The 20,583-nt window shown below is 71.9% G+C and carries 17 protein-coding genes; 1 reads left to right on the top strand and 16 read right to left on the bottom strand.

Translation table 11 applies throughout. From position 1 onward, the window contains the following. Positions 1–6: 6 nt before the first annotated feature. The 14 genes from ACZ7D7_RS12970 to ACZ7D7_RS12905 form a co-directional block, all read right to left on the bottom strand. Complete coding sequence (locus ACZ7D7_RS12970) at positions 7–1,278, bottom strand: pectate lyase family protein (RefSeq protein WP_470824142.1); 1,272 nt, start codon at positions 1,276–1,278, stop codon at positions 7–9. A gap of 64 nt (positions 1,279–1,342) precedes the next feature. Next, positions 1,343–2,140: a rhamnogalacturonan acetylesterase gene (locus ACZ7D7_RS12965; protein ID WP_470824141.1), complete on the bottom strand. Its 798-nt coding sequence runs from the start codon at positions 2,138–2,140 to the stop codon at positions 1,343–1,345. Positions 2,141–2,248: 108 nt separating this feature from the next. Then, positions 2,249–3,613 carry an ABC transporter substrate-binding protein gene (locus ACZ7D7_RS12960; protein ID WP_470824139.1) on the bottom strand — a complete coding sequence of 455 codons (1,365 nt, stop codon included), beginning with the start codon at positions 3,611–3,613 and terminating at the stop codon, positions 2,249–2,251. A 71-nt stretch (positions 3,614–3,684) separates the two neighbouring features. Beyond that, positions 3,685–5,697, bottom strand: a complete 2,013-nt coding sequence (locus ACZ7D7_RS12955) for a pectinesterase family protein (RefSeq protein WP_470824138.1) — start codon at positions 5,695–5,697, stop codon at positions 3,685–3,687. A 33-nt stretch (positions 5,698–5,730) separates the two neighbouring features. Beyond that, on the bottom strand, positions 5,731–7,251 hold the full coding sequence (locus ACZ7D7_RS12950) for a glycoside hydrolase family 43 protein (RefSeq protein WP_470824137.1): 1,521 nt from the start codon (positions 7,249–7,251) through the stop codon (positions 5,731–5,733). Further along, on the bottom strand, positions 7,248–8,093 hold the full coding sequence (locus ACZ7D7_RS12945) for a DUF6807 domain-containing protein (RefSeq protein WP_470824136.1): 846 nt from the start codon (positions 8,091–8,093) through the stop codon (positions 7,248–7,250). The genes ACZ7D7_RS12950 and ACZ7D7_RS12945 overlap by 4 nt, the downstream gene beginning before the upstream one ends. Further along, positions 8,090–9,253, bottom strand: a complete 1,164-nt coding sequence (locus tag ACZ7D7_RS12940) for a Gfo/Idh/MocA family protein (RefSeq protein ID WP_470824135.1) — start codon at positions 9,251–9,253, stop codon at positions 8,090–8,092. The genes ACZ7D7_RS12945 and ACZ7D7_RS12940 overlap by 4 nt, the downstream gene beginning before the upstream one ends. Then, positions 9,250–10,539: a pectate lyase family protein gene (locus ACZ7D7_RS12935; protein ID WP_470824133.1), complete on the bottom strand. Its 1,290-nt coding sequence runs from the start codon at positions 10,537–10,539 to the stop codon at positions 9,250–9,252. The genes ACZ7D7_RS12940 and ACZ7D7_RS12935 overlap by 4 nt, the downstream gene beginning before the upstream one ends. After that, complete coding sequence (locus ACZ7D7_RS12930) at positions 10,536–11,432, bottom strand: carbohydrate ABC transporter permease (RefSeq protein ID WP_470824132.1); 897 nt, start codon at positions 11,430–11,432, stop codon at positions 10,536–10,538. The genes ACZ7D7_RS12935 and ACZ7D7_RS12930 overlap by 4 nt, the downstream gene beginning before the upstream one ends. Beyond that, a complete protein-coding gene (locus tag ACZ7D7_RS12925; RefSeq protein ID WP_470824131.1) occupies positions 11,429–12,364 on the bottom strand; it encodes a carbohydrate ABC transporter permease in 936 nt (311 codons plus the stop codon). Before ACZ7D7_RS12925 ends, ACZ7D7_RS12930 begins: the two co-directional genes overlap by 4 nt. A gap of 97 nt (positions 12,365–12,461) precedes the next feature. Continuing rightward, positions 12,462–14,195, bottom strand: a complete 1,734-nt coding sequence (gene araD / locus ACZ7D7_RS12920) for an L-arabinonate dehydratase (RefSeq protein WP_470824130.1) — start codon at positions 14,193–14,195, stop codon at positions 12,462–12,464. After that, complete coding sequence (locus tag ACZ7D7_RS12915) at positions 14,192–15,100, bottom strand: dihydrodipicolinate synthase family protein (protein ID WP_470824129.1); 909 nt, start codon at positions 15,098–15,100, stop codon at positions 14,192–14,194. Before ACZ7D7_RS12915 ends, araD begins: the two co-directional genes overlap by 4 nt. Further along, complete coding sequence (locus tag ACZ7D7_RS12910; protein ID WP_470824127.1) at positions 15,097–15,765, bottom strand: GntR family transcriptional regulator; 669 nt, start codon at positions 15,763–15,765, stop codon at positions 15,097–15,099. Before ACZ7D7_RS12910 ends, ACZ7D7_RS12915 begins: the two co-directional genes overlap by 4 nt. 240 nt (positions 15,766–16,005) lie before the next feature. Beyond that, on the bottom strand, positions 16,006–16,611 hold the full coding sequence (locus tag ACZ7D7_RS12905) for a TIGR03086 family metal-binding protein (RefSeq protein ID WP_470824126.1): 606 nt from the start codon (positions 16,609–16,611) through the stop codon (positions 16,006–16,008). Between the two features lie 322 nt (positions 16,612–16,933). Here ACZ7D7_RS12905 and ACZ7D7_RS12900 point away from each other — a divergent pair, with 322 nt between their 5' ends. Continuing rightward, positions 16,934–18,271 (top strand): MFS transporter, encoded by a 1,338-nt coding sequence (locus ACZ7D7_RS12900; protein ID WP_470824125.1) that lies wholly within the window; start codon positions 16,934–16,936, stop codon positions 18,269–18,271. Between the two features lie 111 nt (positions 18,272–18,382). On the opposite strand, the gene ACZ7D7_RS12895 is transcribed toward ACZ7D7_RS12900, so the two are convergent. Both ACZ7D7_RS12895 and ACZ7D7_RS12890 read right to left on the bottom strand, forming a co-directional pair. After that, a complete protein-coding gene (locus ACZ7D7_RS12895) occupies positions 18,383–19,549 on the bottom strand; it encodes a hypothetical protein (protein WP_470824124.1) in 1,167 nt (388 codons plus the stop codon). After that, entirely contained in the window at positions 19,546–20,487 is a 942-nt protein-coding gene (locus ACZ7D7_RS12890; RefSeq protein WP_470824123.1) for a 5-dehydro-4-deoxyglucarate dehydratase, read from the bottom strand. Before ACZ7D7_RS12890 ends, ACZ7D7_RS12895 begins: the two co-directional genes overlap by 4 nt. Between the last annotated feature and the right edge of the window lie 96 nt (positions 20,488–20,583).

Below are 20,583 nucleotides of genomic sequence, written 5' to 3'. Positions count from 1 at the left end.
GGTGCGTCAGCCGAGGCGGCCGGCGCCCGCGCGCCAGTCGACGAGCGCGGGGACCCAGCGCGGCGGGTCGACCTTGGTGCGCAGGGTCGGCGTCCAGCCGGCGCCGGACTGGAGGGTCTCGGCGGGGATCTCGGCGTTGTGCACGGCGATCAGGTCGGTGAGCGCGCCGTTGACGAAGTTGTGCTCGGCGGTGAGCGGCGCCTCGCTCCACTTCTTCAGCGTCTTGGCGGCGCTGACGCCGTCCGGCAGGGAGAAGGCGTTGTGGGTCGCGTACAGCCGCGACTCCTTGCCGATGCCGAAGGTGTAGCCGTAGCTCTGGTCGTCGGTCACCACGAAGTGGTTGTTGTACGCGTCGACCTGGCCGAAGCGGACGCGCGGGGCGCGCTCGACGATGCCCTCGAAGCGGTTGTGGTGCAGGGTGACCTTGAGCTTGTCCGTGTCGGTGGCGGCGGCGCTGTCGCTGTTGCCGATCAGGATGGTCTTGTCGTGGTCCTCGAAGGAGTTCCACGACGCGGTGACGTAGTCGGCGCCCCGGACGACATCGAGCAGGCCGTCGTGCTGCTGGTAGGTCTCGCCGTAGTACGTCGGCAGGGAGCTGTCCGGGTGGCGGCCGTCGGTGAGGGTGTTGTGGTCGATCCACACGTGGGTCGAGCCGTAGACAACGACCGCGTCGTACTCGGAGTTCCAGGCGCCGGTGGCGCCGTCGGTCGGGTCCCACTGCGGGAAGCAGTCGAGCGGGGCCTCGATGGTGAGGTTGCGGACGATGACGTTGTCGACGCCGCGGATCTGGAGGCTGCCGCCGCGGATGCCGGGGTTGCGGCCGATGCCGACGATGGTGGTGTTGCTGGGGACGGCGGCCTTGATGGCCGTGTCCTGGTTCTTCGCCGAGGCCGCCCGCAGGTCCTCCTGGGGGCCGCTCACCTCGGTGTCGTAACCCCAGACGGCGGGGTCGTAGTCGGCGAGGTACTGGTCGAAGTCGTAGCCGTCGGCCTCGAACGCCTCGCAGCCCTCGGCCACGGCGTCGATCATGCCCTTGATCTTGATGATCTTCGGCGCGTCGCCGCCGGCCGCGAGGGCGGCCTTGAACTGCGCCCACGTGGTCACGGTGTGGACGTGCTCGGCGTCGGCCGCGGCGCCTCCGGTGGTGCCGGTGCCGTACGAGCCCCAGCCGTCGCCCGCGCCGAGCGTCTGCCGGGCGATGTCGCCGTGCGCCTGCGCGGCGGTCCCGGTGAGGGACAGCACGAGTGCGGTGCACCCGGCCAGCACACCCACTCTCATGGCATGCCCATGCCATACGTGTCTGTTCACTGTGCGGCTCTCCTTCTTCGGAGTGGTCAGGTTCTTACGCGGTGGCCTCGGGCCAGGTGACCCACGACTCGGGGATCGCGTCGTCCAGACGGTGGGTGTCGCTCGGCGCGAGCACCCGGGTGCGCAGCAACTCCCGCATCACCAGCCGCGCGACCTCGATCGCGCCCGGCGGATTGAAGTGCGTGTTGTCCTGCTCGGTCGCGGTCCAGTTGAAGTACTTCTTCGTCTCCTCGGCGCCCAGCTCCTGCCACCGCGCCAGGGACAGGGCCTGGATGTCGAGCAGCGCCACCTGCTCCTCGGCGGCGAGGGCCCGCATCGCCGCCGGGTACGCGCCGTGCGTCGGCAGCGCGTTGCCGGCGGCGTCGAACCGCCGCCGCTCGACCGCGGTGGCCAGCACGGGCCGCGCACCGCGGGCGCGGGCGCCCTCGACGTACATCCGCAGATAGTCCTGGTACGTGCTCCAGGGCTCGGTGTACCGCGTCGGGTCCGCGGTCTTCTCGTCGTTGTGCGCGAACTGGATCAGCAGGAAGTCCCCGGGCCGCAGGGCCCCGAGCACCACGTCCAGCCTTCCCTCGTCGACGAAGCTCTTCGAACTCCGCCCGTTGACGGCATGGTTGGACACCGCGATCCCGGAATGCAGGAAGAAGGGCGCGGCCATCCCCCACCCGGTCTCGGGAGCGGCGTCGGCGTACTTCTGGGCGGCGGTGGAATCCCCGGCGATGAACAACGTCCGAGCCCGCTTCCCACCGGCCTGAGCAACACCCCCCGCGCCCAGCAAGAGAGGAACGGCGGCCATGGCGGCGACGGCAACTTGTCTACGGCTCAGAGACACGGCAGGGGCACCTTTCCAGAAGGGGGTGACGGAACGCTTACAAGGGGACGGCCCGCGGCCCGAAGCGAAACCCGAGCCGCCCCCGACAAACCGGGATCCGGAGGGGCGTCAGCCCTTCTGCTCATCCCACTCGGCCTGCGCGGCGTTCAGCTGCTCGGCCAACGTGTCCAGGAAGTCCTTCGCGCTCATCTTCCCGAGCAGCACCTTCTGGAAGTTCGGCTCGTTGTCGGCCTTGGAGATCGTGTTCCAGTCCGGCAGGTAGTACGGCAGCTGCACGATCGTCGTCGACCCGTCCGACAGCGCCTGGGCGGCCAGCTTCGTCGGCTCCGCCTTGGTGACCCACTCGTCCTTCGCCGCGTCCGTGTTCGCCGGCACCTGTCCCGCCGACTCGTTGAACTTCGAGTTCTCCTCGTGCGAGACGGCGAACTCGATGAACTTCCAGGCCGCGTCCTTGTTCTTGGAGCTCTTGAACAGGCCGAGCCCGTCCACCGGGTTGGACACCTGGACGCGCTTGCCGCCGGGGCCGGTCGGCTGCGGAATGCCCCGGAACTTGTCGGTGCCGAAGGCCTTCACGTGGTCCTGGTACGAACCGAGGTTGTGGTTCAGCATGCCGATGGTGCCGGAGTCCCACTGGGCGACCATCTTGGTGAAGTCGTTGTTCAGGTCGGCGGCCGGCGTGGCCTTCTTGTAGAGGGCCGCGTACTTCTCCAGCGCCTCGACGTTCTTCGGGTCGTTGACGGTGGTCTTCTCACCCGTGGAGTCCCAGAAGGACGTGATCCCGGACTGCCCGTACATCGCGTCCAGCGCCTGCGCGATGGAACCGGCGCCGCCGCGGATGGTGTAACCGAACTCGTTCTTCTTGGCGTTGGTGAGCTTCTCCGCCGCCTTGTAGAAGTTGTCCCAGGTCGACGGCTCGTCCAGGCCGGCCTTCTGGAACAGGTCGGTGCGGTAGTACAGCACGCCGTTGTTGGCGGAGGTCGGCACCGAGTACAGGCGGTCGTCGCCGCCGCCCGCCGCCTTCAGGGACGTGAGCATGTCCTCGTTGAGCTTGCCGTTGAGCGAGGACTTGGTGAGCCGGAAGTCCAGCGGCTCCAGCGCGTCCTGCGCGGCGAACCCGGCGAGCATGGCCGCGCCGACGCCGCCGACGTCCGGCAGGCCGCCGCCCTGGATGGCGGTGTCGACCTTCGACTGGTACTCGGTGGAGGCGATGCCGACGTACTCGACGTCGATCTCCGGGTTGGCCTTCTCGAAGTCGGCGATGATCTCCTTCCAGATGTCCGTGCGGACACCGCCGTTGTTGTCCCAGAAGACGATCTTGCCCTTGCCGCTGCCGTCGGCGCCGGCGTCCCCGCCCGCACCGCTGCCGTCGTCGCCGCAGGCGGTGGCGGTGAGCGCGAGCACGGCACCCAGGGCGACGGCGGCCGAGGTGCGGCGCCCGCCGGTGCTTCTGCTGCTGCGAATGCTGATCTTCATTGGTCGGCTCTCTTCTTCTTCCGGGATCCAGCGGTGATGTGAAGTTGTGGGGGTCGAGGCTCCGGGTGCGTTCAGCGGCGGGCGTGCGGGGCCCAGCCGTCGGTGCCCCCGAGGTAGGCGGCGACGGTGTACGCGGTCGCGTCCGTGTCGCTCAGCTGCGGCCGGTCGGCGGTGACGGCGGCGCCCGGACCGGAGTTGCGGTACTCGGCGAACCGCGCGTCCCGCCAGGAGAAGCCGCTCATGTCCGTCCAGGGCGCGGACTTGACCGCGGCCGGCAGTTCCGTGTCGCGGAACAGCACCTGGCCGACCGCGTCGGGCTCGCCGCCCGGGTGCCAGGGCCGTCCGAGGTGGTACGAGTCCGCCGGGGCGTCGCTCACCACCTTCGAGTCCGTGATCAGGAACCCGTACGGGTTGCCCTTCCAGGTGGACGCGGCGGTGATGTAGCCGTTGTTGGTGGCCGAGCCCCGGCTGAGCGCGCGGATGACGGAGCGCTCGACGACCGTGGTGGCCCGCCCGTAGATGAAGTCGACGTCGCCTTCGATGTACGAATCGCGGATGTAGACCCGGCTGATGGTGGTCAGCTTGGGGCTGTCGGTCATCAGGGTGTCCTGGTTGCCCAGGAAGGCGGTGTCCTCGAAGACGATCCGGTCGCCCGTCGTCTTCATCGCCAGCGCCTGCTCGGCGCCGAGTTCGTGCGCGGCCTCGTCGAAGTCGTTGCTGAAGGTGAGGTTCCGCGCCGTGACGTCGTTCGCGGCGATCCGTACGGTCGCGCTCCCGGTGGAGCCGCCGTACGCGGCGGGCGTGTCGTAGACGATGACGGTGTCCGACCGGTCCTGTCCAGTCCCCTGCAGCACGATCTTCGGCTTTTCTGCGGGAATGTGGACCTTCGCGCGGTACGTTCCCGGCGCGACGGCGATCGTCACCGGCACGTCGTTGCCGGCGGGCACGGCGTCCACGGCGGCCTGCACGGTCGGGTAGGCGCCCGGGACGTGCAGTACCGTGCCGATCTGCTTGCGCGGGCCGGAGAACCGGGCGACGAGCGCCGGGACGGCCTCGGCGGCGTCGAGGTGGTAGTCGTAGAAGTCGCGCGGGTCGAACGCGTCGCCCCACTCGTCATGCCGGCCGGTGGTGTCCTTCAGGACCGAGCCGCGTTCCACCAACTCGGCGGTGGCATCCGCCTGGTGGGGATGCTGGACGCCGTCGTAGTAGCTGTTCTCGATCACCATCCTCGTGCCGCCGCGCGCCCAGTTGCCGTACGTCCACACCGGGTCGCCGGGGTCGGCGGGCGAGGTCAGGTGGTTGTTGTAGAGGTGCGCGTAGGCGCAGTTGTCGGCGGACGGGTTGCGCTGTTTGGTGCCGCTGAACAGGTTGTGGTCGATGGTGATCTGCGTCTTGACGTTGCTCGTCCAGCCGATGCCGAGCGCCTTGTTGTGGTTCGTGAAGCGGTTGTGGGAGACGGTGATGTACTCGCTGTCCTTGCGGATGTCGAGGAGTCCGTCGCCCATGTGCGTGAAGTGGTTGTGGTCGATCCAGACGTGGTGGACGGAGTCCATCTGGATGGCGTCGAAGTCGCTGGTCTTGCCGTCCCAGTCGCCCTCGACGTAGGAGTCCCGGATCGTCAGGTTGCGGATGATCACGTTGTGCGTGCCGGGGTTCAGGTGGAGTTCGCCGTGCACGATCTCGCCCGTGTCGCCGACGCCGATGATCGTCTTGTTCGAGGCGACGACGACGTCCGAGCCGAACGGCGCGACGGGGATCGAGCCCGCGACCCGGATGACGTAGGGCTCCTCGGCAGCCGCGTACCGGGCGAGCGAGGCCTGGTCGGTGACGGTGACGACCTTGCCGCCCGCGCCGCCGGTGGTGCCGCCGGCGAGGGAGGCGAAGCCGTGCGCCCGGTCGCTGAAGCGGTCGGCCTCGGCCGCGGCCGGTCCGGCGCCGCCGGCCGTCGTCGTGGCGGCGCGCTCGCCGGGGTCGTCCGCGCTCGCCTCCCCGACCGCGCCCAGGCCCAGGGCCGCGGCCAGTGCCACGACGGCGGCCAGGGCTCTGCCAGGACCTGGCAAGCGCTTGCTCCGGAAGTGCGTCATTGCGGCTCCCAACAGGCGTACGGGTGAAGGGGGTTACGAGGGCGTGATCCTGAAGTGCGTGAACATCGCGGTGCCGGCGTGCCCGTGTCCCTCGGGCGCGACGGCGTACAGGCCGAGCAGGGCGCCGACCCAGCGCCAGGGGGTGGCGGCGAACACCGGTCCCGAGGAGCGGAAGCCGTCGCCGGTGTCGGCGGAGAACCGGCAGCGCGCACCGGCGCGGGTCTCGATCCGCAGCCGGGCCCGGCCGTCGGGGGCGAGCCGGGGGTGGGCGGCGTCCCGTTCCCGCTCCGCGACGCTCTCGCCGAAGCGGTGCACCAGGCGCACCGCCCCGTCCGCGCCGCGCTCCAGTCCGATCCAGCCGAACGCGTCGCCGAGGACGACGAGTCCGGCGCGGGCGCCGGGCTCCTCGGCGGCGAGGCTCAGCTCGACCTCGACCACGCAGGGCATGCCGGGCAGCCGCTGCGTGAGCACGTTCGGCAGGACGCGCGGGTCGTGCGCGGCGGCCGAGCGCACGCAGGTCAGGCGGAGTCCGTCGGCGGAGTGCTGGGTGGCCCAGCCGTCGTCGGGGTTGGCCGTCCACTGCCACTGGCGGCCGTACCGTCCGCCGGGGAAGTCGTCGTCGGTGGCCGGGGCGGCGGGCGGCTGCGGCGGGAGGGCGGGGCGCCGGTGCTCGGTGACGGGGGCGCCGTTGTCACCGAGCACCGGCCAGCCGTGGGTGTCCCAGCTCATGGGCTGGAGGTGGACCACGCGGCCGTAGGCGCCGCGCTGCTGGAAGTGCAGGAACCAGTCCTCGCCGGCCGGGGTGCGCACCCAGCCGCCCTGGTGCGGTCCGTTGACGTCGGTGTCCCGCTGCTCCAGGACGATGCGCTCCTCGTAGGGGCCGAAGAAGTCGCGGGAGCGGAAGGCGCCCTGCCAGCCGGTCTCCACTCCCCCGGCGGGCGCCAGGATCCAGAACCAGCCGTCGTGCCGGTAGAGCTTGGGGCCTTCGAGGGTGAACCAGCCGGGGATGCGGTCGCCGTCCACGATCACCTTGCCCTCGTCGAGGACGCCGGTGCCGTCGGGGCGCATGCGGTGCCCGGTGAGGCGGTTCTTGATGCCGGAGCGGGACTTGGCCCAGGCGTGCACGAGGTACGCCTCGCCGGTCTCGTCGTCCCACAGCGGGCAGGCGTCGATCAGGCCCTTGCCGGCCTTGACCAGGTGCGCGGGGGTCCACGGGCCGCGGATGTCGGGGGCGTTGACCTGGAAAATGCCGTGGTCGGGGTCGCCCCAGAAGATCCAGTAGCGGCCGTCGTGGTGACGCAGGGACGGCGCCCAGACCCCGCAGTCGTGCCGGGGCACGGCGAACTCCTCGGCGGGTTCGAGGCGTTCGAGGGCGTGGCCGATCAGGGTCCAGTTGACGAGGTCGCGGGAGTGCAGCAGCGGCAGGCCGGGGGCGCGGCCGAAGCTGGAGGCGGTCAGGTAGAAGTCGTCGCCGACGCGGACGACGTCCGGGTCGGACCAGTCGGCGTCGAGGACCGGGTTGCGGTAGGTGGCGTCGGCCGGGGCGGCGGTCACGCGCTCACCGCCTTGCGGACGAGTGCGGCGGCGGTGTCCCGGTCGAGGCGTCCGTCGGCGACGACGGTGACTGCGCGGCGGACGACGGTGTCGCCGGGCGGCATGGGGACGCGTGCGGTGTGTGCCAGGGACGAGCCGACGCCCGGGTACTCGGCGGTGCGCACGAACCACGGGTCGCGGCGGGTGGCGTCGGTGGCCCCGGCGAACACCAGCGTCCAGGCGGAGCCGGTGAGCGCCAGCCAGTCGGCGGGGCTGCCGTGCACCTCGCTCTCGCCCTCGGCGTCGGGGGTGAAGACGTCGGGTGCGGTGTCCTCCTTGCGGGCCCGCCAGAAGAAGCCGCCGTACGCGGCGCCGGGGCGCCCGTTGGTGGCGGGGCTGCCGATGGACAGCATTCCGTCGGTGACGTTGGTGAGGGAGAAGGTGAGGTCCAACGCCCAGGCGGTGTCGGTGAGTTCGGTGGCGGCGACGGTGCGGCGCTCGCGCAGCAGTTCGTTCCCGGCGGCCACCCAGCGCAGTTCCTCCACGAAGCCGTCGGGGTCGCGGAGCTGGAACGCGGTGTGCCGCTGGGCGCCGTGGTTGTCGAGCTCGGTGGGGCCCTGGTCGCGGACGTAGGTGCGTCCGCCCCAGAAGTTGTGCCCCTCGACGTCGGGAACGGCGACACCGACGCCGAGGTGGTGCGGGTGGTCGGCGGGGCTCAGCTCGGTGACGGCCACACCGGACAGGGTGGTGACGGGGTGCAGGTAGGGGCGCGGGGACAGCCGGGCGGGCAGTTCGGGCCGCACGACGTACCGGGCCACGGGGCGGCCGGCGACGCGCAGGACCGGGGAGTCGTTGCCGTTCATCGGGCGCTCGCCTCCTTGTGGCGGTGCTCGGCGGGCAGCGCCCAGGGGGCGCCGAGTTCGGAGTAGAGGGAGAGGGTGTCGGCGGCGGCCGCGACGAGCCCGTCGACGCCGGGGACGACGCGGCGGTTCTCGCCGGGGACGTGGCGCCAGGACCCGGCCGGCAGCGGTGCCGGGTCGGGGGCCTGCCGTACGGCTTCGACGACCGCCATGAAGGCGCCCGTGGCGTCCGGTGTGACGAGGAGGTCGGCGCCGTCGGTGAGGTGGGCGACGAGGTTCTCCAGCAGGTCGGTGCGGCCGTGCACGACCTCTTCGGGGCCGTGTCCGGCGCGCTGGAGGAGCACGCGGTCCTGCTTGTACCAGAAGGTGATCCGGCCGCTGCTGCCGTGCACGAGGACGTAGGGCTCGCCGGGTTCCTCGGCGCACAGGGTGACGGCGACGGTGACGGGGTGGCCCTGCGCGGTGGTGATGCGTACGCAGGAGGTGTCGTCGGCCTCGATGTCGTTGGCGCGCAGCAGTTCGGTCTCGATGGCGGTGACGTCCTCGGCGCGGGTGCTTCCGCCGAGCGCGAGGGCGGTGACGACGGCGTGCGCGAGGGGGTTGGTGAGCACGCCGTCGACGACGTCGACGCCGTTCATGCGCCGCTTGCCCGCCCACGGCGCGCGCCGGAAGTACGCCTCGTCGCGCGCCCAGGCGCCGGCGCCGCCGAGGCCGACGAGTTCGCCGATGGCGCCGTCGGCGATCAGTTCGCGGATGGCGGGCACGGCGTGCGAGCCGAGCGACTGGAAGCCGATCTGGCAGGCCACGCCGGCCGCGGCGACGCCGTCGGCCATGCGGCGGTACTCGGCGTGGGAGGGCGCCGGGGGCTTCTCCAGAAGGATGTTCACGCCCCGTTCGGCGGCGGTGAGCGCGAGGTCGGTGTGGGTCGGGATGGGGGTGCAGATCACGGCGATCCGGGCGCCGGTGGAGTCCAGCAGGGCGCCGAAGTCGGCGGACTGCTCGGGCGTGCCGAGGCCGTCGAGTTCCTCGTCGCTGAGCGGGGTGAGTTCGCAGACGCCGGCGAGGCGGACGAGGCCGAGGTCCTGCAGGCGGCGGATGTTGGCGAGGTGCCAGCGTCCGTGGCCGCGGGCGCCGGCGAGGACGACGGGCAGCGGTGTGCTCATGGGATCCTCCCCGCGCCGGCGCCGCGGGCCACGTCCCGGTCGGCCGCCTGTGCGCTGTCGATGGTTCCGTGCAGGGTGGGTGTCCAGCCGGCGTCGCCGGTCAGATCGCGCTCGCTGCCGGAGTTGTAGGAGTTGTTGAGGGCGAGCAGGTCGACCGGGTAGCCGTTGAAGAGGGTGCCGGTGGCGTGCAGGGCGGTGCCGTTCCAGCTCTTGACCAGGTCGGCGGCCTCCACGTGGTGGGGGGTGGTGAAGGCGTTGTTCTCGGCGTACACGGCGGACTCGGTGCCGATGCCGAGGGAGTACCGGTGGTCGGTGCCCTCGGGGACGACGTAGCGGTTGTTGTAGACGTGCACCTGGCCGTAGCGGACGCGCGGGGCGCGCTGCACGATCGCCTCGAACTCGTTGTGGTGCAGGGTGACGCGGAGCCTTCCGCGGTCGCCGGTGGCGGAGTCGCTGTTGCCGATGAGCATCGCCTTGTCGTGGCCGGCGAGGCGGCTCCAGGACACGGTCACCAGGTCGGAGCCGTTGGTGATGTCGAGCAGGCCGTCGTGGCGCAGGAAGTTGCGGCCGAAGTAGGTGGGTTCCTTCTCGTCCGGGTGGCCCTTGTCGGACAGGGTGACGTGGTCGATCCAGACGTGCCGGGCGCCGGTCAGCCAGATGTTGTCGTAGGCCGCCTTCCAGTCGCCGAGGCCGCCGGTGTTGGGCTGCCAGGCGGGGAAGCAGTCGTAGGCGTCGCGCAGTTCGAGGTTGCGGACGATGACGTTCTCCGCGTCCTTGATCTGGAGGCCGGCGCCCTTGAGGACGGCGTCGTCGCCGAGCCCGACGATCGTGGTGTGGGAGCCGACGGGCAGCACGATCCGTTCGGCCTGCCGGGCGGCGGAGGCCCGGCGGGCGTCCTCCTGCGGGCCGGACGGCTTGGCGGCGCCCCAGGTGCGGGGGTCGTAGGCGGCGAGGTAGCCGCGCAGGCTGTAGCCGCCGGTGGTGTAGTCGGCGCAGTCGAGGTGGTCGCCGTCGTCGTCGGTGTTGACGTCGATCGTCCCGGCGATGCGGATGATCTTCGGGGTGTCGCTGCCGCCGTCGAGGGCGCGGACCAGGCCGGCGCGGTCGGTGACGGTGTACACGTGGGCGTCGTCGGCCGCCGCGCCGCCGGTGGTGCCCGGCCCGGCGGCGGCCCAGCCGTCGTTCGCGGGGAGGGTGTCGCGGCTGATGTCGCGGCCCTCGGCGTGCGCGGGGACGCACAGCAGTCCCAGCAGGGCGGCGGTCGCGGCGGCGTGGCGGAGTCTCATCCCTTCACCGCCCCCGCGCTGAAGCCGGTGATGAGCCACTTCTGGATGAAGGCGAAGACCAGCACGACCGGCACGGCCGCGATGATGCCGCCCGCGGCGAGCGCGCCGAGGTCGACGCTGTCCGCGCTCATCAGGGTGTTGAGGCCGACGGGGATGGTCTGCTTGTCCTGGTTGTTGAGGAACATCAGGGCGAACAGGAAGTGGTTCCAGGAGTGCACGAAGGCGAAGGAGCCGACGGCGATCAGACCGGGCCGCAGCAGCGGCAGGACGATGATCCGGAAGGCCTTCATCCGGCCGCAGCCGTCGACCCAGGCCGCCTCCTCCAGGGAATAGGGCACGTTCTTGATGAAGTTGCTGATGAGGATCATCGACAGCGGCAGCTGGAACACCGTCTCGGCGATGATGACGCTGCCCAGCGAGTTGATCATCTGCAGTTCGGCGAAGATCTCGAACAGCGGGACCAGCAGCAGCGCGCCGGGCACGAACTGGGAGCACAGCAGGGCGAGCATGAAGGCCTGCTTGACCCGGAAGTTGAACCGGGCCAGCGCGTAGCCGCCGGCCAGGGCGACGACCGTCGTCATCACCAGGGTGGCGAGGCCGACGAGCACGCTGTTCTGGAAGTAGACGCCGAAGCTGCGGTCGGTCCACACCTTGTCGAAGTGCTCGAAGGTCATCGGCCAGGGCACCAGCGAGGTCGAGCCCGCCGGGCGCAGCGCGAAGAGCAGGATCCAGTAGAACGGGATCAGGGTGAAGACGAGGTAGACGGAGAGCGGCAGGTAGATCTGCCAGCGCGGGGCCTCGTCCCAGGCGCGGCGCCGGCCGGCCGGGGGCGGGGGCTGGGGAGTGACGCGCTCGGGTGCGGGAGCGACCTCGGTGGCCTCTTTGGTGATCACTTGTTGTCGCCTCCGAACTTGCTCAGCCTCAGGTAGACGATCGAGCAGAAGAGCAGAATCACGAACGCCACCGTGGTCAGGGCCGACGCGTAGCCGAAGTTGTGGGCGTCGACGCTGGTGTTGGCGATGTAGAGCGGCAGGGTCGTGGTCTCGCCCGCGGGTCCGCCGCCGGTCAGGGTGTAGAGCAGGTCGACGTTGTTGAACTCCCACACCGCGCGCAGCAGCGTGGACAGGATGATGGCGTCCTTCAGGTGCGGCAGCGTGATGTGCCAGAACTGCTTGATGCGGCTGGCGCCGTCCACTTCGGCGGCCTCGTAGAGGTCCTTGGAGACGGACTGGAGGTCGGCGAGGATGAGGATCGCGAAGAAGGGCACGCCGCGCCACAGGTCGGCGACGATCGCCGCGGAGAACACGGTGGAGGTGTCCGACAGCCAGCTGGTGCCGTACGAGCCGATGCCCATGTCGGCGAGGTAACGGCTGATGCCGGTCTGGGAGTTGTAGAGCAGCACCCAGATCGCGGAGGTGAGCACGCCGGAGACGGCCCACGGGGAGAAGACCAGGGCGCGGCCGATGGACCGGCCCACGAAGGTCTGGTTGACGATGAGGGCCAGCGCGAGACCGAACAGCAGCTGGAGGGTGACCTCGACGAAGACCCACTTGGCGCTGAAGACGAGGGTGTCCCAGAAGATGGGGTCCTCGGTGAAGGCGTGGACGAAGTTGTCGAGGCCCGCGAATCCGTCCCGCCAGGGCTTGGTGGGGTTGTAGTGCTGCAGGCTGTAGTAGAAGACGCTGATGACCGGGTAGGCGATGAAGCCCAGCATGAGCAGGGCCGCCGGGGCGATCAGCAGGTAGGGGAGCCTGCGCGGGGTGGCGGAGGCACGGCGCCGCCGGGGTGGCGCGGGCGGTTTCGCCACGGCTGCGGCTTGGGCCATGACAGTTCTCCGATCTTGAGCGTTCTCGTGCGGGGTGAAGCGCTTTCTGTCGTGCTCTGCGTGTGTCCGGCCCACCGCGGGGCGGTGCCGGGTCCGTTCAGCCCGCGTACGGGTCCTGCACCTTGCCCGGCCGCGCGAGGAACTCGAAGTCGCAGCCGGTGTCGGCCTGGGTGATCTGCTCGTTGTAGAGCGCGCCGTAGCCGCGCTCGTAGCGCACGGGAGGCGGCGTCCACGCCTCCTTGCGGCGCCGGAGTTCCGCGTCGTCCACGTGCAGGTGCAGGGAGCGCGCCGCCACGTCCAGGGTGATCAGGTCGCCGGTGCGCACGAGGGCGAGCGGGCCGCCGACGTACGACTCGGGCGCGACGTGCAGGACGCACGCGCCGTAACTCGTGCCGCTCATGCGGGCGTCGGAGATGCGGACCATGTCCCGCACGCCCTGCTTGAGCAGGTGGTCGGGGATGGGCAGCATCCCGTACTCGGGCATGCCGGGGCCGCCCTTGGGGCCGGCGTTGCGCAGCACCAGCACGCTGTCGGCGGTGATGTTCAGCGCCGGGTCGTTGATGGTGCGCTGCATGGTCCTGTAGTCGTCGAAGACGACGGCGGGGCCGGTGTGCCGCAGCAGGTGCGGTTCGGCGGAGATGTGCTTGATGACGGCGCCGTCCGGGCAGAGGTTGCCGCGCAGCACGGCGACCCCGCCCTCGGCGGCGACCGGGTTGTCGCGGGGCCGGATGACGTCGTCGTGGTGCACCTGGGCGCCGGCGAGCTGCTCGCGCAGGGTGTCGTGGGAGACGGTGGGCCGGTCCAGGTGGAGCAGGTCCGTGATCCGGGAGAGGAACCCGGGCAGTCCGCCGGCGAAGTGGAAGTCCTCCATGAGGTACGTCTGTCCGCCGGGCCGGACGTTGGCCAGCACCGGCACGGTGCGCGCGATGCGGTCGAAGTCGTCCAGGGTGAGCTTCACCCCGGCGCGGCCCGCCATGGCGATCAGGTGGATCACGGCGTTGGTGGAACCGCCGAGGCCGAGCACGGTGGTGACGGCGTCCTCGAAGGCGTCGGCGGTCAGGATGTCGCTCAACCTGCGGTCCCGGTGGACCAGTTCGACGATCCTGAGTCCCGCGGCGGCGGCCATCCGGTCGTGTCCGGAGTCGACGGCCGGGATGCTGGAGGCGCCCGGGACGGTCACGCCGAGCGCTTCGGCGGCGGCCGTCAGCGTGGACGCGGTGCCCATCGTCATGCAGTGGCCGGGCGAGCGGGCCAGGCCGCTCTCCAGCTCCTGCATCTCGCAGTCGCCGATGAGGCCGGCCCGCTTGTCGTCCCAGTACTTCCACATGTCGGTGCCGGAGCCGAGGGTCTCGCCCCGCCAGTGGCCCGGCAGCATGGGCCCGGCCGGCACGAACACAGTGGGCAGGTCGACGGACGCGGCGCCCATCAGCAGCGCCGGCGTGGACTTGTCGCAGCCGCCCATCAGCACGGCGCCGTCGACCGGGTAGGAGCGCAGCAGCTCCTCGGTCTCCATCGCGAGCATGTTGCGGTAGAGCATCGGGGTCGGCTTCTGGAAGGTCTCGCTGAGCGTGGAGACCGGGAACTCCAGCGGGAAGCCGCCCGCCTGCCACACCCCGCGCTTGACGGCCTGGGCGCGGTCGCGCAGGTGCACGTGGCAGGGGTTGATGTCCGACCAGGTGTTGAGGATCGCGACGACCGGCTTGCCGAGGTGCTCCTCGGGCAGGTAGCCGAGCTGGCGGGTGCGGGCCCGGTGACTGAAGGACCGCAGCCCGTCGGTGCCGTACCACTGGTGGCTGCGCAGGTCCTCGGGGCGCTTCCTCGGCGTGCTCATACGGACCATCCGGAGGCGATGGCGGCGACCTCGGCGCGCTCGCCCTCGGGCAGCGGCCTGCTCGGCGGGCGGACCTCGCGGCGGCACAGGCCGAGCGAGGCGAGGGCCTCCTTGACGACGGTGACGTTGTTGGCGGAGCCGTTGGCGGCGCGCAGCTCCTCGAAGCGGCGGATCTGCTCCCACACCTTCATGGCGCCCGCGTAGTCGCCGGCCCGCAGCGCCTCAAGCATGTTCAGCGAGACGGACGGGGCGACGTTGACGAGGCCGGAGGTGAAGCCGGTGGCGCCCGCGGAGAAGTAGGACGGGGCGTACGGCTCGGCGAGCCCGGCGACCCACACGAAGCGGTCGAGGCCCGCGTCACGGGCGAACGCGGCGAACCGCGCGGCGTCCGGGACGGCGTACTTGACGCCGATCACGTTGGGGCAGTCGTCGGCGAGTTCGGCGAGCCGGGCGCCGGTGAGCTGCGCGTTGCGGATGTACGGCACGACGCCCAGCTCGGGGACGGCGTCGGCGATCGCGCGGTGGTAGTCGACCCAGCCGCTCTGCGAGACGTAGGGGTGCACGGGCTGGTGCACCATGACCATCTGGGCGCCCAGGTCACGGGCGTGCCGGGCGGAGGCGACGGCGGTCGGCACGTCGTGGCCGACGCCGACCAGCACGACGGCCCGGTCGCCGGTCTCCTCGACGGTCAGCTCCGTGACGAGGGTGCGCTCCTCGGGGGTGAGGGCGTAGAACTCGCCGGTGTTGCCGTTGGGGGTCAGGGTCGTGACGCCACCGTCGAGCAGCCGACGCAGCAGGGCCCGGTAGGTGTCCCGGTCGACGGAGCCGTCCGCGGCGAACGGGGTCACCGGGATCGCCACCACGTCGGCCAGGGCCGCCCGCTGGGTCTCGAACGTCGATGTCATGCCTGACCGTCCTCTCCCTGGGCCTCGTATTCCGCTGTGGGGAAGGCCCGCTCGACGAACGACGCGATGTGCGCGTGGAGGGCGCGTGCCGCGCCGTCCGCGTCACCTTCGAGGGCGAGGCGCAGTATCTCGCGGTGCTCGCTGGCCTCCCGCTCCCAGGAGGGGTCGGCGGCCCAGGCGACGGCGGAGACCAGAGCCGCCTGGTCGCGCACCTCGTCCAGCATCCGGCCGAGCAGCGGGTTGCCGCAGGGCAGGTACAGGGCGCGGTGGAACTCCCGGTTGGCCAGCGAGCGTTCGGCGGTGTCCGTGGCGCCGTCGGCGCGGGTGAGCGCGTCCTTCGCGGCGTCCAGGGCGGATCCGCGCAGCACCGCCCGCCGCAGCGCCTCGGGCTCCAGCAGCAGCCGGACGTCGTAGACCTCGCGCGCCATGTCCGCGTCCACCATGCGCACCGTGACGCCCTTGTACTGGCTCATCACGACCAGTCCGGTGCCGGCCAGGGTCTTGAGCGCCTCGCGCACAGGGGTCTTGGAGACTCCGAACTGGGCGGCGAGCTCGGTCTCGACCAGGGCCTGACCCGGCGTCAACTGCCCGGTGAGGATGCGGCGTTTGATCTCCTCCAGCACGAACTGCGTGCGTGAGGGGATCGGCGTGGGCACAGAGGTCATGCGCGCCTCTCGGATCTCGCATATCGCGTCTCATATATGACGTACGAAGTACGACGCGTTGAAGGTAGAAAGGGCTTGCTGTTTCGTCAATGCTTCGAGCGGAAGAAGTCGGGGTGACGCCGAAATCGGTCCCCGATCGCCTACGTTGAGGCTTGTGTCCGGTTTGCGGGTGACATGAGTGGACCCCCGGGGCTGGTGATGCCGCCCTCGGGGGTCCACTGTATGGCGATAAGAGATGTTTCAGTCGCGGGATGTCCAATGCGGGTCGCGGCCGCTCAAGCCCACCGTGCGGTCGAGCAGCGGGGCGTCGGCGGGGACCGGGACGGGCGGGCCGAAGATGTTGTTCCCGCCGGGCGGCTCGGCGGCCGCCGCGGTCACGAACGCGTGCGTGGCCTGGAGCGCCGTCGGGTCGGGCGCGTAGTCCTGCCCGGTGGCGCGGGCCAGGTCCCAGCCGTGGATCACCAGCTCGTCCGTCACGACCGCGCCGGCGACGTCACCCGGCAGGTCCACGCCACCGGCCCGGGTCATGCCGGTCCAGGCGGCCGGGTCGAGCCAGACCTCGGCCAGCTCGTCGAGCAGCTTGGGCAGCTCCTCGCGCCAGCCGGGTCCGATGTCCGGCAGGGACGCCTCCGGGCTGGTGTCGGTGGTGACGCCCAGGTCCTTGCGCCCGGCGTCGCGGAAGGCGACGGTGAGCCCGATCAGGTGGCCCAGCAGGTGACGCACGGCGTAGTCCGGACACGGCGTCGGGTCCGCGAGCTGCGCGTCGGACACGCCCTCGGCGAGGCGCGCGACGATCCTGGTCTGCGCCGTGAGGTCGAGGGTCGGGGTCGGGGTCGGGTCGGTCATTCGGGGTGCTCCTGGTGGTCGGCGGTGGGTTGGTGGTGGGTTGGTCGTGGGTTGGGCCGTGGGTTGGTGGTCGGAGACGGTGTCGGCGGCGGTCGGCGGTCGGCGGTCGACGTCGGGTGGGCGGTGGGCGGTCGGCGGTCAGCGGTCAGCAGTCGGCAGTCGGCAGTGGTTGACGTATCTCGGGGCGGGCGCGTCCGGTCGGCGGCGGGGCCCGCTCGGGAGGTAGACCGATGGCGACGCCGGGACTCATCGGTGCGGGGCCGAATTCCTAGGCAGTCCTCCCGATCCCGACCACAGGGCCTCAGGTCCACGATGACCAGGCATGACGACCGAACCGACCAGCACGACGACCGAACCGGCCAAGTGGGCGATGGCGCGAGTGCTGCGCGACCGCAACGCGGGCCTCTGTCTGACCGGGGTGGTGGTCTCCGGCTTCGGCACCTCGGCGCTGTGGCTGGCCGCCGGGGTGTGGGTGAAGGACCTCACCGGCTCGGACGGCCTGGCGGCGCTGTGCATGCTCGCGATGTGGGCGCCGACCCTGGCGGGGCCGCTGCTGGGCGCGCTGGCCGACCGGTTCCGCCGCAAGCGGCTGCTGATCGGCGTGAACCTGCTGCTGGCGGGGCTGCTCCCGGCGCTGGTGGCCGTGGACGGGCCGGGCCGGGTGTGGCTCGTGTTCGCGGTGCTGTGCGCGTACGGCGCGGCGGGCGTCGTCCATGACGCGGCAGAGTCGGCGCTGGTGGCCACCGCCGTGGACGCGGAACTGCTCGGCGACTTCAACGGGCTGCGCATGACGGCAGGCGAGGGCATGAAGCTCCTGGCGCCGCTGGCGGGCGCGGGCGTGTACACGGCGTGGGGCGGCCCGGCGGTCGCCCTGCTGGACGCGGCGACGTTCCTGGTGGCGGCGGGGCTGTGCGCGAGCCTACGAGTGCACGAGACACGGCCGGACCCGACCGGGCGGCGGCTGAGCCTACGGCGGGGCCGCGAGGCACGGCCCGCCCAGGGAGCGGCGGGCGTGTGGCGGCGCACCGGCGAGGGCGTGCGTCACCTGTGGTCGCACGCCCTGCTGCGGCGCCTGGTGCTCGCCGGGGGCGTCACCATGGTGTGCGCGGGGCTCAACGGCGCGCTCGTCTACGCGGTCGTCGACGCCCTGGGCCGCTCCCCCGCGTTCGCGGGCGTGCTGTACGCGGCGCAGGGCGCCGGTTCCGTGGCCGTGGGGCTGGTCTCGGGACCGGCGATGCGCAGGCTCGGTGAGCGGCGGTTCGCGGCGCTGGGCATCGCCCTCCTCGCCGTCGCGGTGGCACTGCGGGCGGTGCCGTCCGACGTGGTGGCCGTGGTGTGCGGCGTGGCGATCGGGGCGGGGCTGCCCGCGGTGCTGATCGCCGCGCTGACGGCCGTACAGCGCGAGACGCCGGACGCGCTGCTGGGCCGGGCGACGGCCACCGCCAACACCCTGGTCTTCACGCCGAACGTCCTGGGCCTGGCGGCCGGCGCGGTCCTGGTCGAACTGCTCGACCACGCCCTGCTGCTGCCGGCGGTGGGCGCGGCGCTGCTCGCGAAGGCGGCGGCGTTGGGCGGGGTACGGGTGCCCGGTGCGGGTGCCGTGCCGGGGGCGGGTGCCGTGCCAGGGGCGGGGTCACGGGGTACGCGGGAATCGGCGTGACGGGGAATCGGCGTGAGGGTGGCCCTCATGCCTCTTCCCCCACGACCACCCGGTCCGGCGAGCACCCCGCACCCCGCGCCCCGCGCCACTGCCCCGCCCGCCGCCCCCGCGTCACAGCCCCGCAAGCGCCTCCCGTACCAGCGTCAGGTCCCCGTCCGACGCCAACCCCGCGTGATACAGCCGCAGTTCCGTCGCGCCGAGGCCGCGGGCCTCCGTCGCGTCGGCCGCCAGCGTGGCGGGGCTGCCGCCCATGCCGGAGACCACCGTGAAGTTGGCGGCCAGGACCGTGTCGTCGGAGGCCTCGCGGGCGAACGGGGTGAGCAGGCCCCGCCCGCCCGTGCAGGGCACGACCACGCCGTCCGCGACGGACAGGATGTGCGCCGGGTCGACGCCGGCGTTGGCGCCGCAGTGGTAGGACACGGGGTCGGCGTGCAGCAGCACCTGGAAGCCGGCGGGCGCGGCGGCGCGAACGGCGGCGACCGCCTCCTCCTGGAGGGTGCGGGCCGTCGCGTCGCGCCACGCGCGCGTGGCGTTCGCCATCCCCTCCCCCAGCAGCTTCTCGACGCCGGCCCAGGCCCCGTCCGAGGACGCCGTCCCCTGCCACACCGGCTCCAGCACCGTCCGCACGGCCGCGGCCAGCTTGTCGGCGTCCAGGCCCTGCTCGCCGTACCCGTCCCGGCAGGACGGGCAGAAGCACAGGGACATCAGGTACTGCCCGGCGTCCCCGAGGCCGACGCCGCCCGTCTTGTCGTGGGCGTGCAGGTGCGCGAGGCCGTACCAGCCGAGGGACTCCAGCTCCGTGCCGCGCGCACCGGGCCGTACGGCCGCCTCGGCGGCCAGGTCGACGAGGTACGCGCGCGTGGCGGGCTGCGCGATGCACGGTGCCCACGGGTAGCGGTCGCCGTAGGCGTTGACGACGGAGGTCTCCGGATGCTCGGCGCCCAGGCGGGAGTTGTGCGCGAGGACGACCCAGGTGTGCACTTCGAGGCCGGCGGACGCGAGCGCGTCGGCGGCCTCGCCGTAGGCGTCGCCGGGCGCCCAGTCGCCGGACGGGTACGGGCGGAGCGTACGGCCCTCCCACCTGTCCCCCGGCGGGTACAGCACCGCCGCGTACTCCGCGGTGACGATCCGGTGCCGGGGGTGGCGGGGCGTCAGCGCGCGCGTGGAGTGGTAGGCGGCGGCGAGGGTGGCCTGCCCTACGCCGAGCCCGGCCAGGGACTCCGCGGCGCGCGGGTCGCCGTTGACGTCCCAGGGGTAGACGAATGCCGACGCCTTCACTTGTCCTCCTCCAGCAGCGCGTACCCGCGCTCGATCAGCCGGGCGAGCTGCTTGACATGATCCTCGCCCGGCTCGTGCAGCGGCGGGCGGACCTCCCCGACGTCGAGGCCGCGCAGCCGCACCCCGGCCTTGACCAGGGAGACGGCGTATCCGCGGCCCTGGGCGCGCAGTTCGACGAGCGGCCGGTAGAAGCCGTCCAGCAGTCGGTGGACCGTGGCGTCGTCGCCGGTGCGCAGGGCGCGGTGGAAGGCGACGGCGATCTCGGGGGCGAAGGCGAACACGGCGGAGGAGTAGAGCGTGATGCCGAGGCCGCGGTAGGCGAGCTGGGTCTGCTCGGCGGTGGGCAGGCCGTTGAAGTAGAGGAAGTCGCCGGGCACTTCGGTGCGTACGGCGCTGACGACGCGCTGCATGAGGTCGAGGTCGCCGAGCCCGTCCTTGAAGCCGACGATGCCGTCGGTGCGGGCGAGTTCGACGACCGTCTCCGGAGTGAACACGGCGTTGTCGCGCTGGTAGACGATGACGGGCAGGTCCGTCGCCGCGGCCACCTCCCGGTAGTGCCGCAGCAGCCCCTCCTGCCCGGCGACGACCAGGTACGGCGGCATCGCGAGGAGTCCGTCGGCGCCGGCCTCGGCGGCGAGGCGGGCGTAGCGGACGGCGAGGGCGGTGCCGTAGCCGGCGCCCGCGACGACGGGGACGCGTCCGGCGGTCTCCTCGACGGCGGCGGCGACGCAGGTCCGGAACTCCTCGGGCGTGAGGGCGTGGAACTCGCCGGTGCCGCAGCAGGCGAACACGGCTGCGGCGCCCGCGTCGATGCCGCGGCGCACGTGCGCGCGGAAGACGTCGGGGGCGACGGCGCCGTCCGGGCCGTACGCCGTGACGGGGAAGAACAGCGGGCCGCTGGGAATTCCGAGTCGAGCGGCGAGGGGGGCTGGCGTCACGGACACTCCCGATTCCATACTCATGATCTGCGTCTATATTTCTGAACACGCTCACGCTAAAGCGCCCCCTGGAGGGCGGTCAAGCGCGCCAGACCG

It is taken from the genome of Streptomyces sp. NPDC037054 (assembly GCF_055606745.1).
This window is presented reverse-complemented; position numbering and strand designations above follow the sequence as displayed.

Excerpts from the sequence above, each read along its gene's own strand:
- ACZ7D7_RS12905 (WP_470824126.1), bottom strand. The coding sequence starts at position 16,611 with ATGACCGACCCGACCCCGACCCCGACCCTCGACCTCACGGCGCAGACC.
- ACZ7D7_RS12900 (WP_470824125.1), top strand. The coding sequence starts at position 16,934 with ATGACGACCGAACCGACCAGCACGACGACCGAACCGGCCAAGTGGGCG.
- ACZ7D7_RS12940 (WP_470824135.1), bottom strand. The coding sequence starts at position 9,253 with ATGAGCACACCGCTGCCCGTCGTCCTCGCCGGCGCCCGCGGCCACGGA.
- araD (WP_470824130.1), bottom strand. The coding sequence starts at position 14,195 with ATGAGCACGCCGAGGAAGCGCCCCGAGGACCTGCGCAGCCACCAGTGG.
- ACZ7D7_RS12935 (WP_470824133.1), bottom strand. The coding sequence starts at position 10,539 with ATGAGACTCCGCCACGCCGCCGCGACCGCCGCCCTGCTGGGACTGCTG.
- ACZ7D7_RS12910 (WP_470824127.1), bottom strand. The coding sequence starts at position 15,765 with ATGACCTCTGTGCCCACGCCGATCCCCTCACGCACGCAGTTCGTGCTG.
- ACZ7D7_RS12960 (WP_470824139.1), bottom strand. The coding sequence starts at position 3,613 with ATGAAGATCAGCATTCGCAGCAGCAGAAGCACCGGCGGGCGCCGCACC.
- ACZ7D7_RS12915 (WP_470824129.1), bottom strand. The coding sequence starts at position 15,100 with ATGACATCGACGTTCGAGACCCAGCGGGCGGCCCTGGCCGACGTGGTG.
- ACZ7D7_RS12945 (WP_470824136.1), bottom strand. The coding sequence starts at position 8,093 with ATGAACGGCAACGACTCCCCGGTCCTGCGCGTCGCCGGCCGCCCCGTG.
- ACZ7D7_RS12955 (WP_470824138.1), bottom strand. The coding sequence starts at position 5,697 with ATGACGCACTTCCGGAGCAAGCGCTTGCCAGGTCCTGGCAGAGCCCTG.
- ACZ7D7_RS12970 (WP_470824142.1), bottom strand. The coding sequence starts at position 1,278 with ATGAGAGTGGGTGTGCTGGCCGGGTGCACCGCACTCGTGCTGTCCCTC.
- ACZ7D7_RS12925 (WP_470824131.1), bottom strand. The coding sequence starts at position 12,364 with ATGGCCCAAGCCGCAGCCGTGGCGAAACCGCCCGCGCCACCCCGGCGG.